Genomic DNA, 15,050 nt, shown 5'->3' on the forward strand with positions numbered 1-15,050 from the left:
GGGCCGTTCGTCTGCCTGTTCTGGCCCTGTCGAGTACTCGTGGGAGCGGCGGTTCGCCGCTGCGACTTGCCCCGCGACAGGGCCCTGTCAGGTATCCTGCGCAACCTCAGTAAACCGAGTGTCCAGCATGCCCAAGACCATCCGAATCGCCGCCGCCCTGCTCATCGACTCCCAGGGGCGGACCCTGCTGGTACGCAAGCGCGGCACCCTGGCCTTCATGCAGCCGGGTGGCAAGATCGACCCGGGCGAGTCGCCGGCGCAGGCGCTGGTGCGTGAGCTGCACGAGGAACTGGGGCTGCGCGTCGATCCCGCCCAGGCCATCCATCTGGGCCGCTTCAGCGCCCCGGCCGCCAACGAGCCGGGTTTCGAAGTCCAGGCCGAACTGTTCCGTGTCGAGTGCCACGAGGCTGTGGTCCCTGCTGCGGAAATCGAAGAGGTGACCTGGCTGGCCGTCGACCAGGCGAACACGCTGAACCTGGCGCCGCTGACCCGCGACCTGATCCTGCCGCTGTGGCGCGAAGGCTTCAACGTACCGCGCTGACCCCGTCGAGGGTGGCGAACGAGGTGTCCTTGGCAGTCAGCAGGAAGTCGCGCATGTACGGCGCATCGAGCATGTCGGTGCGCACCGCAGCATAAAGGGTGGCAAACAACCCTTTGTCGCCCAGTCGCTTGCCCTTCACATAACCCCGCGAGCTGTATTCGTGCAGGGCCCAGTGCGGCATGCCGCACACGCCACGACCGCTGGCCACCAGTTGCATCATCATCACCGTCAGCTCCGAGGTGCGCACCGCGGCCGGCTCGATGTCGGCCGGCTCCAGGAAGCGGGTGAAGATGTCCAGGCGGTCGCGTTCCACCGGGTAGGTGATCAGGGTCTGGTCGAGCAGGTCCTCGGGCACGATGTAGGGCTTGGCGGCCAACGGGTGCTGGTTGGCCACGGCGAGCATGGCCTCGTAGGTGAACAACGGCACGTAGGTGATGCCGGCCAAGTCTACCGGGTCAGACGTCACCACCAGGTCGAGGTCGCCACGGGCCAGGGCCGGCAGCGGGGCGAAAGCAAAGCCCGAGGCCAGGTCCAGCTCCACTTCCGGCCAGGCGTCGCGGAACTGGTCGATGGTCGGCATCAGCCACTGGAAGCAGCTGTGGCACTCGATGGCCATGTGCAAGCGCCCGGCGGTGCCGCCGGCCAGGCGGGCGATGTCACGCTCGGCGCCACGTAGCAGGGGCAGGGTGGCGTCGGCCAGTTGCAGCAGGCGCAGGCCGGCGCTGGTGAAGCGGATCGGCTTGGTCTTGCGCGCGAACAGTGGCAGGCCCAGGCGCTCCTCCAGTTCCTTGAACTGGTGGGAGAGCGCCGATTGCGTGAGGTGCAACCGCTCGGCGGCCTCCACCAGGCTGTCGGCCTCACGCAAGGCGTGAAGGGTTTTCAAGTGGCGTATTTCCAGCACGGTGAAACTCCAGCGATATTCGGGTGCAGGCTGATCAGAAATGTTGAGTTTCCCTCATGTTGGTGGTGTCTGTCGATGTATGCTGCAAGGGGCCTGGGCCGGGCCCCTCGCGGTCGATCAGAACAATGCCGTGAAGTACTTGCGAGCGATGGCACGCGTCAGTTCACCACGCCAGATCTGCTCGATGTGGCTGTCCTGCCATTCCCGCCCTAGGCGCCGTTGAGGGACGGTCTTCAAGTGCGCCTTGACGAAGTCGTCGAAGGAGGGGTTGGCCTTGTTGAAATGGAAGTGGGCATACCACAGTGGACGTGGCGAGGTTTCACGGGTATCGAGTACCACGAATTCCTGCAGGAAGTCCCTGCGGCCATCGTCGGTTCTTCGCAGCTCCACCAATCCGCCCTCCTTCTCGATCCGGACCAGGCCTGCTTCGTGCAGATAATCGAGTTGTGCGCTATTGGGCTGGCGCGTACCGATGATGTAGTCGACGTGCAGTGCCTGGCCATGCCGCGTCGATTCCTGTGCCATGTCGAGCAACTGCCGCACCAGGCGGTCGTCGTTTGCCTGCTCGGCAATTCGCGCGGCGAGGTTTTCCAGATCGGTAGCCTTGAACTGCATGAGATCCTCAAGGCTCGCACCGTCCATGCCTTGATTGGCGTACTGCTGCACCTTGCCTCGATACGCTTGCAGTTCGTCCAGCTGACGCCTGGCCTCGGCACGCAGCTCCTTCAGGGATACGGTACGACCAACGCTGGGAGCGGTGTCCGGGTTGGTCAGGGTAAATTTTCCCGACCGGTCCTGATGATAGATTTCGGTCCGCCCGTTGACACCGGTGATGCGGTACACGTTAGGGCTATGCTGGTCTGGCTCACCGACCAGCAGGCGGTTGTCGATGGTCTCGAATACGCGGGGCTGGCGGGCGCCTTGCTTGCTGGCCGGCGCTGCAGGCTTGGTCCTTTTAAGCAGCAGCCTCCTGAAATGCGCTTCATAAGCCGTCAGTGACGACTCCAGACGCTGCACGGCAGCGGGGTCGATGTACGTGGCGTAGCTGCCGAGCCAGTATTTCAACTGATGACGAAAACGTTCGGAATGCTTAATCGAGGTGGTCATGATGGTGACACGTTGCGTGGGCGAGGCTCTTGTTTCACCCAGCTGATGCAAGGCATACAGTGCGCGGTCCAGTGTTGTTCGCGGTTCTTTCATCAGGAACTGCAGGCGGATGCCGGCGCCGCTCATCGCCTGGCCCGGTTTGAGCAGCAGCGCAGTCAGCTGGCCGATAGCCATGTAGTTCAAGACGGGATCGCTGAAAGTGTTCAAGGTGCTGTCGATGGTTTCAAACAAGTCCTTATTTTCGCCAATCTGCTGTACTTGCTTGCGCCAGGACCGCAGGTGGGCGACTTGCTCGCGAATATGATCCACAGCCGCCAGTGCATTTTTCCGGGCTTGGTCCATGCTGGCCCTTAGCTTGGACAACTGCTCGACGATAACCTTGAGCTGTCTGTCGTCCAGGTCCGGCGACAGCTCCATGGATTTTTGCTGAAGACGTTGTTTGAGACTCTCTATTTCATCCATCGCCAGGGTGAGTTGGGTATGGGCTTCGCCGCTGAGGCGTTGACGACCATTGCAAATGAGTATGGCCAGGTCGTTCGCCTGGTCCTGCGCCCTTTTGCGAATTCGCCCGGCGGCAACTTGCTGGAATGCCTCGCAATCACGGTGAATGCGCTCTGCGTCGGCGATGGTGCTTTTCAGCGAAGCCTTCAGTGATGCGTCAAGCTTTCCCTGTTGTTCCAAGGCGCGCTTCATCTGTTGATTGAGTGCGTTGGCACGAGGTTGCAGTAATTGCATGTCGTGGGTAATGCTGTCGCGCAAGCGGTTGTGCTGGCGATAGGCATGGTCTCGCCACCAGCGTGGCAAGCGTTCGCGTATCGCCGCAGGCCAGAGTGGTTCGAGTGTCTCGGCAACGTGGCCAAGGGCTTGACCGCCACCGACGCCCGCCCCTTGGCGGTGCACGCCATAGAGCGCGAAGTGCGTGTCCCACTGGCCGTACTCGTCTTGCGCGATGGCGCGTTTCCACCTGTGGCGAGTGTTGCCATCCAGCTGCCAGGTGCGGGCGGTCGCGTCCCAGCTCACTTTGTAGGTTTGCTTGCCGACCAGGACGAAGTCCCCTTCTGCGTGCCGGTAGATGCCGCGGTACTTGCCATGCTTGGCCGGTTGCAGTCCCTCCAGCGATATCGTGTGCTCATGCTCCAGCCCGGTGAAGCGGTCGAGGCTGCGCTGGGGCGATGAGTCCTGGCGCAGGCGGATGGTCCCTTCGCCCAGGCCATGGGCTCGACGCACCCTGGCGGCTCGACGCAAGGGCGCGACATCGATGCCGATGCCGCCACCGAGTACGTCCATCGCGACATCGACCAGCGAGACAATCAAGTCGTTGATGGCTTGCAGGACGTCACCGGGCGAGCTAGTGGAAAAAGCCTCCACCACTTCAGTGGCACTGACGAATGCGTCGTAGATGCTGATCGGCAACCCGAGGAACGGGATCGCTCCCAGGGCGATCTTCAGCCCTACCAGCACACCGGCGCTCTGCCCGGCCAAATGTTCGAAGTACAGGTCCAGGTTGGAGCGCGATGTCGCACGATGCGCCGCCACCAGGCGCCCTCGGTGGGCCTCGAGCATGTGGGCGGCCAGCGAGGTAGTGGCGGGCCAGGCGGTACCTACACCTATCATGCGGTCAAAATGACGAAGCCGAGCTTCGCGCAGCCGTGAGCGATGGGCGTCAGGGCTTCCGTTGAGTGCCCGGCCGACGAGGTAGTCGTCGCGCTCATCGAACAACGCCCGCCGCGCCTGCTCGAGGTTGTCGTACTGGCGCAGTCCGTGGGTCGGATGATCGGGACGATAGAGCAAGGTGACTTTGCTGGCACGGTCCTCGATGAACGTCACCCCCGAAAGTGTCGTGGTTTGCCCGTCGGTATCCTCGCCGCCAGCCGTCAACAAGGCTGACAGCAATTGAATGTCATGGCCGTCGGCCTGGAAGGCCGATCGGCTGTCTGCATCGATTGCCACGGACAGGATCGAGTGGCCGACGCTATCCAGATACCCTCCCTGGTGGTACAGCAGGTTTTGCAACTTCAACATCAAGCGGTGAGGGGTGGTCAGGCACTCCTTGCGATAAGCATGGGCATATTCAGACTCGTTGGGATCGCTGAAGGCGGCATGGAGCGCCGCTTCGTAGCGTTCGGCGAGGTCCAGGCGGCGTGCCAGGCCGTGCAGATAGACGCGATTGAGGCCTTTCTCGATAGACGGCTCCAGCGGCCGCCCGTCGGCGCGTCTGGGCTTGGCGAAACTCAGGCGCTCCAGTGTCGTGCTGTCGACGTTGTGCAGTAGCAGGCTTTCAAGCGTGATCTCCTCGGTCTCCAGGCTTGCGGTCAGCACTGGCCGGGTTGGTGTTCCCGGCGCACCACTGCCCGCCACGGGATGATTGCGCCAGCTTGTCGAAAGCGGGAGTTGCAGAAGAATCAGGCCACCATCGAAATCATCGAAATCCTGTATCAGGGTTTTTGCCACCCATCGCTGGCAGAACGCCGTGCGCTCCGGCAGGTCACGCTTCATCAGCGCCTGGCTGTCGCGCAAGGCGGTGAGATAGTCGGTGGCCGTGGCATTGAAAGAACTGCGTGCTTCAGCGTTCATCCTGGCGAAGGCGCTCGTCGAGCTGCCTGATCTGCGCGCGAGCTGTTGTTCTTCTTGCAGATGGGAGAGCGCCGCTTCCTGCACGCCTTTACACGACACCTGCAGGTGTTGGCCGAGGGTCTGTCTTGCCTGCGGCAGGCTGGGCGCCGCGGCGTCCAGCCCCTTCTCGTTTTGCAGTGTCTGCCAGGCTTGGCGCGCATGCGCCAGTTGCGCGTCGAGTGCGTAGGCAAGGCTGTCGCCGACGATAGGCTCGAAGCGAAGCGACAGCTCTGTGCCATGTTGGAACAGATAACGGGCGAGTACGGCCTGATCGTCGCACTGCAACAGCCCCCCGTGACCACCGACCCAGTAAATGGCGAAGGGTTGGCGGGTATCGGGAGTGTCCAGGAGCGTGCGACTGGCGATGACAACCACTTCGTGCAGCACCTGTTCGCAAGGGCTGCCTGCCGGGTCACTTGGGGCGGAGCGCAATACGGGGGACGCCGTCAGCGCGCTGTCGTCATGCGAATTGAATAGCGATTCAGTCAATGCGAGCACGTCAGGCGCCAGTTCGCCCAGCAACCGTTTCATTCGGGCATGGGCCAGCAGGGCTTGGCCGTGAGCCGTCAACAAAGCGGCCGGGGCTGTGACCGGGCGGGCGTCGGAGTGCCATTTCGCCGAGGCCAGGATGGTTTCTATCTGGGTCTGTGCGGCCTCACGCGCCTTGAGCAGAACACCTTGTTGTCGCTGATATTCCTCTAGGTCTTGCTGGGAAAGCTGTGCCAACTTTTCCAGTTGTTGAGCGACCAACTGCATGCGCCTCGACCAGGGAGCCTCCATGCCAAAGGGGGCCAGCTCGAACAGTGAGTGGCCGGAGTGAGCGTCGTCCTCAGCGGATTCAAGGGCAAACGGCATGGCGAAAACCGTTGGATGGCGCCAGTCGCTATACAGTTGATCAGCCAGCGCCAATGCAGTGGCTGCGTTGCCAAGGCTTTCACCGGGGTCGTGGTCGAGCGTTGCCAGCACGCTGCTCTCCAGATTATCGAAGAGGGTGTCGAAACCTTTGTCGATCGAGTCCAGTGAGTTGTAGGTGGTTTGCCCGAGCTTGGACTCCAGGGCCTGGCGTGACACGTGATAACTGAGGGTTTCGCTGCTACCGGGGGAGTACAGGGTTAGCGCCGTTTCGCCTTCGATGCTGAAAATCAGCGTTCCTGGCTCGCAGGCGGGTGTTTCGATAAACAGTTGGCGATGATCGATCCGCAGCCACTCCGGATTGTCCATGACACCTAGCACCGGACGTAGCGCCGCCGCTGAGGGGTCAATGGCGAACGCGATATCGACGGTGGCCTCGAAGTGGCGTCGGTACTGTGCGCGTGCGTGTTCCTTTCGACTCATCGGCGTTCCCGCAGCCCGTTCCCCCCAATAACGGCTCCAGCACTGCCTAACGAGGCTGGGGAGATTCAGCGTTGCCAGTTGTGCCAGTAATTTGCTGGGGGGCTGGGGCAGCGTTCCAAGGTCACCGGTGATGCGTGCGCAAAGGTCGATCGAGGGATGTGTGGCGTGATGTTGGGCCCAGGCAGTCAACGCAACGAGATTGATATTTTGTGGCTGCTGCGCCCTTTCAAGCACCAGGTCGACTTGCCCGGGGGCGATGGAGAGTGTTTCTTTCAACCAGGTGCTGATGACCTGGCGAACGCCGGGCGCCTGGCGCAACAGTGTATCGAATGTCCGTCGCTGGTCTTCGCACGCTTTACGTGCTCGCTGAACAACCGGGACGTCCGGCGGTACGGCATCCAGTGGGAGGGGCGTAAGGGCAAAGGGAGGGAGGGGGCGTGTCAGCTCGTTCATCGGTCGATCCTTCTTGAGAGTTGCCGGATACGGCAACGCCATTGAAGGAAAGGGGGGCGCTTGCGGGGTCTTAGTTAATTATGGTGTCCGGCTATTTGGCAGAATTCATCAAACTGTCACTGTTTTGTGGCAGCGCGCTGGCACGGGATTCATCAGACTCGCGCTCTACTGGGGATCTGCATTCTGGTGTTTCTTTCATGCGGGCGTTCTTAATTTTCTTCTTTCTACTGGTCAGCGTGCCGGCGAGCTTCGCTGAGAGCCGCTGTAACGTCCATGTGCCTGTGCAACGGGCCGAGCTGGGCGAGCTGAGCCTGGTCTACCAGAGCGTTGGCGCGCCTCGCGACCCTGCGCTGCTGTTGGTGATGGGCCTGGGCGGGCAATTGATCCACTGGCCGGACGATGTGGTCGAGGCCTTGTGTCGCCAGGGTTTTCGGGTAATCCGCTACGACAATCGCGATGTCGGCCTGTCGCGCTGGAACCAAATGCCGGCTTCGGCGAGCCTGACCATCGAACTACTGCGCTACAAGCTGGGGTTGCCGGTTTCTGCACCCTACAGCCTGACGGACATGGCCAATGACGGCGTGCGCCTCATGGATGCGCTCGAGGTTCGTCAGTTTCACGTGCTGGGGGTAAGCATGGGCGGCATGATCGCCCAGCACATCGCCGCCATGGCGCCGCAGCGGGTGCGCAGCCTGACCCTGGTGATGTCCAGTTCAGGCGCCGTCGGCCTGCCGACGCCGGCCCCGGCGCTGGTGCAACTGCTGGCGCGGCGCAGCGCGCCGAGTCGGGAAGTGGCCATCGAGCAGCAGGCCGACTTGTTGGCGGCGTTGGGCAGCCCTGAGGTGCACGATGAGCGTGCCGTACTGATCGAGCAGGCAACCGTGGCCTATGACCGGGCGTTCAACCCGGAGGGTGTCAAACGCCAGATCATGGCGATCCTCGCCGAGCCCAGCAGGGTCGCATTGCTCAACCAGCTGCGGGTGCCGACGCTGGTGGTGCACGGGACCGCCGATCCGTTGCTGCCGGTGATGCATGGGGTGCATCTGGCGGCGCATATCCAGGGCAGCCAGTTGCGCCTGATCCCGGGGTTGGCGCATCGCTTCCAGGAACCGTTCAAGGCGCCGTTGCTGGGGGCGGTACTGCCCTACCTGCAATCGCACCGGCAGGATACAACGCATATCGCTGGGCTCTAGGGCGTGTCACCGCGATGGTTCAATGCATTCGCACCCACAGGGTCACCAGCACGGTCGCCGCCACCAGCCAGGCCACCGTGGCCAGGGCCAGCGAGGCCTCCAGGCGCATGCGCTCGACCAGCAGGTACAGCGTGGCCAGGTACACGAAGTAGGGAATGATCGACCACATCCCGAACAGGATGGTGGTCTTCAGGTCCGCCAGTGATCGACCCTTGCCGACGATATAGTGGGCAATCAAGGCGAAGGTGGGAAACAGCGGCACCAGCCCGGCGATGTAGTAGTTGCGGGTCTTCGACAGAATCGCCAGGAGCACCACCACGCCGGCGCCCAGGGCCGCTTTGAATACCAGGTCCACGTTGTCTTTCCAGGTTCGGGTTGCAGGTCAGCCGAGGCCGTATTTCTTCACTTTGTCGAACAGCGTGGTCTTGGCCATGCCCAGCTCCTGGCTGGCCTGGCTGAGGTTGCCGCCTGTGCGTTGCAGTGCATCGCTGAGCAGGTTGCGCTCGAATGCCTCCACCGCTTCGGCGAAGCCAAGCCCCTGGCTGGCGCCGGCACTGGTGCCCTTCTTGAACGCGGGCAGGCCCAGGGCATGGCGCTCGGCGACGTTGCGCAACTCGCGCACGTTGCCTGGCCAGTCATGGGCCATGAGCTGCGACAGGGTCTGGCTGTCGAGGGTCGGTGCTTCGCGGTCGAAGCGCAAGGCCGACTGCTGCAGGAAGTGTTCGAACAGCTGCAGGATGTCCTCGCGACGTTCGCGCAGTGGCGGCAGCTCGAGGGTGACCACGTTAAGACGGTAGTACAGGTCGCTGCGGAACTGGCCGCTCTGGCCCAGGGTGGCGAGGTCGGCCTTGGTCGCGGCGATCACCCGGCAGTCCACCGGGATGCTCTGGTTCGAGCCCAGGCGCTCCAGGGTACGCTCCTGCAGCACGCGCAGCAGCTTGATCTGCAGGTTGATCGGCATGCTCTCGACTTCGTCGAGGAACAGCGTGCCGCCGTTGGCATGCTCGATCTTGCCGATGCGGCGCTTGCCCGCGCCGGTGAAGGCATTGGCCTCGTGGCCGAAGATCTCGCTTTCGAACAGGTTCTCCGGCAGGCCGCCGCAGTTCAACGCCACGAATGGTTGGCCCTGGCGCCGGCTGAAGTCGTGCAGGCAGCGGGCGACCAGTTCCTTGCCGGTGCCGGTTTCACCTTCGATCAGCACGTTGGCCGAGGTATCGCCGACGTTGGCGATCAGCTCGCGCAGATGTTCCATGGCCGGCGAGCGGCCGATGATGCGGCCTTCCAGGCTGCTCTGCTCGGCCAGCTGGCGGCGCAGCGCGAGCACCTCGCGGGACAGTCCGCGTTGCTCCAGGGCGCGGCGCACCACATCGACCAGGCGCTCCGGCGAGAAGGGCTTTTCCATGAAATCGTAGGCGCCGTTGCGCATGGCGCCGACGGCCATGTCGATATCGCCGTGGCCTGTGATCAGCACCACCGGCAGGCTGCGGTCGCGGGCCTTGAGGCGGTTGAGCAGCTCCAGGCCATCGATGCCCGGCAGGCGGATATCGCTGACAACGATGCCGGCGAAGTCGTCGCCGATGCGCTCGAGGGCCTGCTCGGCGCTGCCGACGCCTTCACAGGCGATATCTTCCAGGGCCAGCGCCTGCTGGCAGCCGAGCAGCACGTGCGGATCGTCTTCGACGATCAGGACGGTGAGAGGTGCTTGATTCATAGAGGCTCAGCCAATTCGCTAGGGGGCGTGACCAGGGGCAGGGCAAGGACGAAAGCAGTGCCGCCACCGCTGGGGTGTTCGACGCTCAGTGTACCCTTGGCCGCGGTGGCAAGGCTTGCCGACAAGGTCAGGCCCAGGCCCAGGCCATGCTCGCCCGGTTTGGTGGTGAAGAAGGGTTCGAACAGGTGCTTGCGCGCCTCGGCGTCGATGCCGTGGCCATTGTCGAGCACCCGCAGGCGGTACTTGTCGCCCTGGATTTCGCCTTCGAGCCACAGTTGCGGCAAGGGCTGGGTGGCCATGGCGTCGAGGGCGTTGCCGATCAGGTTGACCAGGATCTGTTCCAGGCGGGTCTGGTCGATGGCCAGCAGCGGGTCGTCGAACTGCCGGTGCAGTTGCAGGTGGCAGGCACTGATGCGGTTGGCCAGCACTTGCAGCGTGGCTTCCACGGCCTTTTCCAGCGAGGCCTGGCCGCTGTCGTCGCCGCGTCGGGCGAATGAGCGCAGGCTGGCGGTGATGCGGCCCATGCGATCGATCAGGTCGTTCATGGTGCGCAGGTTGGCGCTGGCGGTTTCCAGCGCGCCGCGTTCGAGGAAGCGTACCGTGTTGCCGGACAGGGTGCGCAACGCCGCCAGCGGCTGGTTGAGTTCGTGGGCGATGCTGGTGGACATCTGGCCGATGGCCGCCAGCTTGCCGGCCTGGACCAGTTCGTCCTGGGCGTGGCGCAAGGTCTGTTCGGCGTGGCGGCGTTCGCGGATCTGGCCCTTGAGGCGTTCGTTGCTGGCGCGCAGGTCGGCAGTGCGCTCGGTGATCTTGCGCTCCAGCTGGCTGTTGGCCTCTTCCAGTGCCTCGCGGGCCGCCAGGCGGGTGGCGATCACTTTGCGTCGCTCATTCCAGGCGATGGCCAGGATCGCCAGCAGGGCGAAGGCCACCCCGACCAGGATGCCCTGCACCATCGACTCGCGGCGCAGGTCCTGCAAAGGGGTAAGCAGGGTGAAGTGCCAGGGCGTGTCGGCCAGGCGCCGGGTCTGGGCCAGGTAGGAGACGTCGCGCTGCTTGCCGTGCTCGGTTTCGCTGTTGGCCGGGAAGGTCAGCTTCTCCACGCCATCGGCGAGGGTTTCCCGTGCCAGCGGTTGCAGCTCGTTGAGCGGCCACCAGTAGTACTGCAGGCTGCGCGCCAGGCGTTCCTTGATCTGCGGGTTAAGGGGGCGCACCGATTTCAGGCGCCGGGACGGGTCGCTGGAGAGGATGATGATGCCGTTCTCGTCGCTGACGAAGGCCTCCAGGCGGGCACGCTGCCAGCGCTCCTCGAGGGTATCGAGGCGCACCTTGATCACGGCCACGCCGATGATCTTGCCGTGTTCCTCCAGGCCGTGGGCCAGGTAGTAGCCGGCTTCGCCGGTAGTGCTGCCGATACCGTAGAACCGCCCGGGTTCGCCGCGCACGGCGACCTGGAAGTAGGCGCGGAATGCCAGGTCCTCGCCGAGGAAGGAGTCGGCGTCGCGCCAGTTGCTGGTGGCCTGGACCCGGCCATTGGTATCGAGGACGAAGATTGCCCGGCTGCGGCTGCGCCGGTTCAGGCCTTCGAGGTATTCGTTGACGGCCTGGCGGTCACCGGCGTCAGGGTCGGTGAGCAGGCGCGAGACGCTGTCTTCCAGCTCGAGCAGGCTGGGCAGGTAGGTGTACTTGCTGATTTCGCTTTCGACGGTGCGCGCATGCAGCTCCAGCTGACGCTCGCCGTTTTCGCTGAGGGTGCGGATGCCGTTGCTTTCGCTGATCAGGAAGCCAGACATCCCTAGACCGACCATCAACAAGATGACCAGGGGCGGGACGAGCAATTGGCGAATCAGGCGGGTTTTCACGGTGGGCTGGGCGGGGCGAAGGAGCGAAGGGTCGCATTTCATCACAGTGGCCTTGTCACGACCAGCTTCCGCTGCCCGGCAAGTGGCCGGGCAGCGTCACTGTGGCCGACTTAGTGTTGCAGGATCTTGCTGAGGAAGTGCTGGGTACGCTCGTGGCGGCCTTCGGGGTTGCCGAAGAAGTCTTCCTTCTGGCAGTCCTCGATGATGTTGCCCTTGTCCATGAAGATCACCCGGTTGGCGACCTTGCGGGCGAAGCCCATCTCGTGGGTCACGCACATCATGGTCATGCCTTCGTGGGCCAGTTCGACCATTACGTCCAGTACTTCGTTGACCATCTCCGGGTCCAGCGCCGAGGTCGGTTCGTCGAACAGCATGACGATCGGGTCCATCGACAGGGCGCGGGCGATCGCCACGCGCTGCTGCTGGCCGCCCGACAGCTGGCCGGGGTGCTTCTTGGCATGGGCGCCAAGGCCGACGCGGTCGAGCAGGGCCAGACCCTTCTTGGTGGCTTCGGCCTCGCTGCGGCCGAGCACCTTGCGCTGGGCGATGGTCAGGTTCTCGGTGATCGACAGGTGCGGGAACAGCTCGAAGTGCTGGAACACCATGCCCACCCGCGAGCGCAGCTTGGGCAGGTTGGTCTTCGGGTCGGCGATGGAGGTGCCATCGACCACGATGTCGCCTTTCTGGAACGGCTCCAGGGCGTTGACGCACTTGATCAGCGTCGACTTGCCCGAGCCGGACGGGCCGCAGACCACCACCACTTCACCTTTCTTGACCTCGGTGCTGCAGTCGGTCAGTACCTGGAAGTCCCCGTACCACTTGTTGACGTTCTTGATGGAAATCATACGGCGATCCTTTTTTGCAGGCGCTTGACCAGCCAGGAAGCGGAGAAGCTGATGAGGAAGTAGACGACACCGGCGAAGATCAGGAACTCGTGGGAGCGCCCGATGATGTCGCCGTTGGCGCGGGCCGAGTTGAGGAAGTCGATCAGGCCGACGGTGTAGACCAGCGAGGTGTCCTGGAACAGGATGATGCTCTGTTGCAGCAGCAGCGGGGTCATCTTGCGAAACGCCTGGGGCAGGATGATCAGGCGCATGCACTGGCCGTAGCTCATGCCCAGCGCTTGCGCGGCGCCCATCTGGCCCTTGGAGATCGACTGCACGCCGGCACGCACGATTTCGCAGAAGTACGCCGCCTCGAACATCATGAACGCCACCACGCAGGAGGTGAACGCGCCCACGGGGGTGTCTTCACCGGTAATCCAGCGCAGCACGAAGGGCACCGCCAGGTAGAACCAGGTGATCACCAGCAGCAGCGGGATGGAGCGGAAGTAGTTGACGTAGGCGCCGGCGACGTTGGCCAGCAGCTTGCTCGACGACAGCCGCATCAGGGCCAGGACGGTGCCCAGGGCGATACCGCCAACCACACCCATGACCATCAGTTGCAGGGTCAGCAGCATGCCGTCCCACAGGGCGGGCAGCGCGGGGATGATTTCGCTGAAATCCATTTCCATTTACTTGCCCCCCACGGAAATCAGGCCAGGCACGGCGACTTTCTTCTCGACCATGCGCATGAGCAGCATCAGGCCCATGTTCAGGGTGAAGTAGATCAGCGTGGCTAGGGTGAACGCCTCGAACAGGTTGGCGGAAAACTCGGCGGTCTGCTTGGTCTGCGCCAGCAGCTCCATCAGGCCGATCAGCGAGGCCACCGAGGAGTTCTTGAACACGTTCAGGAATTCCGAAGTGAGCGGCGGAATGATGATCCGGTAGGCCTGGGGCAGCAGCACGTTCATGTAGATCTGCGGCAGGCTGAAGCCCATCGCGCGCCCGGCCGACTCCTGGCCGCGGGGCAGCGCCTGGATGCCGGTGCGCACCTGCTCGCAGACACGGGCGGCGGTGAACAGGCCCAGGCAGATGACTACGCTGATCAGCGCCGAGGTGGTCGGGTTGAGGTCCTGCTTGAACCACTCCTGCAGGCCTTCGGGCAGCAGGTCCGGCACCAGGAAGTACCAGATGAACAGCTGCACCAGCAGCGGCACGTTGCGGAACAGCTCGACGTAGGCGGTGGCGATCCCTGACACCAGACGATTGGGTACGGTACGCATCACGCCGAGCAGCGAGCCCAGCAGCAAGGCGATGATCCAGGCGGAGATGGCGATGGCGATGGTCCAGCCCAGGCCGGTGACGTACCAGTCCAGATAGGTTTCGCTGCCCACGCCGGTGGACTTGAAGAACACGCCCCAGTCCCAGTTGTAATTCATCGGGATTTCCCCTCAGACGGTTGTTTCACGGGCACCTCGATACATCCGGGGGCGTTCGACGCCCTCGGATGTAAAGGTTAGACACTAACTAGGTGGCCTGTTGGATGGATTCGCGCGGATGCGCTTCAGGCCACTATTTGCCGGAGGTCAGGACTTCTTCTCGTCCGCGGCCTTGTCGGTCGGCTCGGCGATCAGCTTCTTCAGCTCGTCGCTCATCGGGAACTGCAGGTTCAGGCCCTTTGGCGGAATTGGCTGCTGGAACCACTTGTCGTAGCTCTTGTTGACTTCACCCGACTTGAAGTAGGCGACGATGGCTTCGTCGACCGCTTTCTTGAACGCAGCATCTTCCTTGCGCACCATGCAGCCGTAGATTTCGTACGACTGTGGCGTGCCGGTGATGACCCAGTCGGCAGGCTTCTTGGCCTTGGCCATTTCACCGGCCAGCAGGGCGTCGTCCATCATGAAGGCCACGGCGCGGCCGCCTTCGAGCATGTTGAAGGCTTCGCCGTGGTCCTTGGCGGAGATCACGTTCATCTTCATCTGCTTGTCGGCGTTCATCGCCTTGAGGATGCGCTCGGAGGTGGTACCGGCGGTGGTCACCACGTTCTTGCCGGCCAGGTCCGGGAAGTCTTTATAGGATGGCTGGCCATCCTTGACCTTGGTCAACAGGCGGGTGCCGACTTCGAAGATGCCCACCGAGAAGCCGACCTGCTGCTGGCGCTCGACGTTGTTGGTGGTGGAGCCGCACTCAAGGTCGACGGTGCCATTCTGCACCAGCGGGATGCGGGTCTGCGAGGTGACCAGGTTGTACTTGACCTTGATGTCGGTGCCCAGTTGCTTCTTCAGGGCTTCGACGACGGCCAGCTGGATGTCGTGGGAGTAACCGACCGGTGTGGTGCTGCCGGCCAGGTAGGAGAACGGAATGGAAGAGTCGCGGTGGCCCAGGGTGATGGTGCCCGAGTCCTTGATCTTCTTCAGAGTACCGGTCAGCTCTTCAGCCATGACCGGCGATGCGATGACAGCGGCCGCGATGGCGGCGCCCAGCAATTGACGAACGATGCGCATCAAATTTTCCTC

11 protein-coding genes are annotated in these 15,050 nt (G+C 63.2%); 2 read left to right on the forward strand and 9 right to left on the reverse strand.

Going from position 1 to position 15,050, the window contains the following annotated elements:
- The first annotated feature begins 127 nt into the window (after positions 1-127).
- On the forward strand, positions 128-541 hold the full coding sequence (locus tag CCOS191_RS05940; RefSeq protein WP_046854434.1) for an NUDIX hydrolase: 414 nt from the start codon (positions 128-130) through the stop codon (positions 539-541).
- Here CCOS191_RS05940 and metR read toward each other — a convergent pair.
- Positions 525-1,442, reverse strand: a complete 918-nt coding sequence (gene metR / locus CCOS191_RS05945; RefSeq protein WP_046854435.1) for a transcriptional regulator MetR — start codon at positions 1,440-1,442, stop codon at positions 525-527. The two genes, CCOS191_RS05940 and metR, sit on opposite strands and share 17 nt — an antisense overlap.
- A 117-nt stretch (positions 1,443-1,559) precedes the next feature.
- The gene (locus CCOS191_RS05950) at positions 1,560-6,950 is read right to left on the reverse strand and encodes a hypothetical protein (RefSeq protein ID WP_156177511.1); all 5,391 of its coding nucleotides are present in this window, start codon (positions 6,948-6,950) and stop codon (positions 1,560-1,562) included.
- A gap of 197 nt (positions 6,951-7,147) precedes the next feature.
- On the opposite strand from CCOS191_RS05950, the gene CCOS191_RS05960 reads away from it, so the two are divergent.
- The gene (locus tag CCOS191_RS05960) at positions 7,148-8,143 is read left to right on the forward strand and encodes an alpha/beta fold hydrolase (RefSeq protein WP_046854438.1); all 996 of its coding nucleotides are present in this window, start codon (positions 7,148-7,150) and stop codon (positions 8,141-8,143) included.
- Between the two features lie 19 nt (positions 8,144-8,162).
- Here CCOS191_RS05960 and CCOS191_RS05965 read toward each other — a convergent pair whose 3' ends face one another.
- The 7 genes from CCOS191_RS05965 to CCOS191_RS05995 form a co-directional block, all read right to left on the reverse strand.
- Positions 8,163-8,498, reverse strand: a complete 336-nt coding sequence (locus CCOS191_RS05965) for a GlpM family protein (protein WP_046854439.1) — start codon at positions 8,496-8,498, stop codon at positions 8,163-8,165.
- A gap of 27 nt (positions 8,499-8,525) precedes the next feature.
- Positions 8,526-9,854 carry a sigma-54-dependent transcriptional regulator gene (locus CCOS191_RS05970; protein ID WP_046854440.1) on the reverse strand — a complete coding sequence of 443 codons (1,329 nt, stop codon included), beginning with the start codon at positions 9,852-9,854 and terminating at the stop codon, positions 8,526-8,528.
- Positions 9,851-11,755, reverse strand: a complete 1,905-nt coding sequence (locus CCOS191_RS05975) for a sensor histidine kinase (protein WP_046854441.1) — start codon at positions 11,753-11,755, stop codon at positions 9,851-9,853. Before CCOS191_RS05975 ends, CCOS191_RS05970 begins: the two co-directional genes overlap by 4 nt.
- Before the next feature lie 68 nt (positions 11,756-11,823).
- A complete protein-coding gene (locus CCOS191_RS05980) occupies positions 11,824-12,558 on the reverse strand; it encodes an amino acid ABC transporter ATP-binding protein (RefSeq protein ID WP_038706667.1) in 735 nt (244 codons plus the stop codon).
- Positions 12,555-13,226, reverse strand: a complete 672-nt coding sequence (locus CCOS191_RS05985; protein ID WP_023629013.1) for an amino acid ABC transporter permease — start codon at positions 13,224-13,226, stop codon at positions 12,555-12,557. The genes CCOS191_RS05980 and CCOS191_RS05985 overlap by 4 nt, the downstream gene beginning before the upstream one ends.
- On the reverse strand, positions 13,227-13,973 hold the full coding sequence (locus tag CCOS191_RS05990) for an amino acid ABC transporter permease (protein ID WP_023629014.1): 747 nt from the start codon (positions 13,971-13,973) through the stop codon (positions 13,227-13,229).
- 147 nt (positions 13,974-14,120) lie between these two features.
- Positions 14,121-15,038, reverse strand: coding sequence for a glutamate/aspartate ABC transporter substrate-binding protein (locus tag CCOS191_RS05995; RefSeq protein ID WP_046854442.1), 918 nt, complete (start codon positions 15,036-15,038; stop codon positions 14,121-14,123).
- Between the last annotated feature and the right edge of the window lie 12 nt (positions 15,039-15,050).

Origin of the sequence: Pseudomonas sp. CCOS 191, assembly GCF_001007005.1 — a bacterium.
GTDB classification, from domain to species: Bacteria; Pseudomonadota; Gammaproteobacteria; order Pseudomonadales; family Pseudomonadaceae; genus Aquipseudomonas; species Aquipseudomonas soli.

Coding starts and splice junctions, on each gene's coding strand:
- CCOS191_RS05940 (WP_046854434.1), top strand. CDS start 128: ATGCCCAAGACCATCCGAATCGCCGCCGCCCTGCTCATCGACTCCCAG.
- CCOS191_RS05950 (WP_156177511.1), bottom strand. CDS start 6,950: ATGAACGAGCTGACACGCCCCCTCCCTCCCTTTGCCCTTACGCCCCTC.
- CCOS191_RS05960 (WP_046854438.1), top strand. CDS start 7,148: ATGCGGGCGTTCTTAATTTTCTTCTTTCTACTGGTCAGCGTGCCGGCG.
- CCOS191_RS05970 (WP_046854440.1), bottom strand. CDS start 9,854: ATGAATCAAGCACCTCTCACCGTCCTGATCGTCGAAGACGATCCGCAC.
- CCOS191_RS05975 (WP_046854441.1), bottom strand. CDS start 11,755: ATGAAATGCGACCCTTCGCTCCTTCGCCCCGCCCAGCCCACCGTGAAA.
- CCOS191_RS05980 (WP_038706667.1), bottom strand. CDS start 12,558: ATGATTTCCATCAAGAACGTCAACAAGTGGTACGGGGACTTCCAGGTA.
- CCOS191_RS05985 (WP_023629013.1), bottom strand. CDS start 13,226: ATGGAAATGGATTTCAGCGAAATCATCCCCGCGCTGCCCGCCCTGTGG.
- CCOS191_RS05990 (WP_023629014.1), bottom strand. CDS start 13,973: ATGAATTACAACTGGGACTGGGGCGTGTTCTTCAAGTCCACCGGCGTG.
- CCOS191_RS05995 (WP_046854442.1), bottom strand. CDS start 15,038: ATGCGCATCGTTCGTCAATTGCTGGGCGCCGCCATCGCGGCCGCTGTC.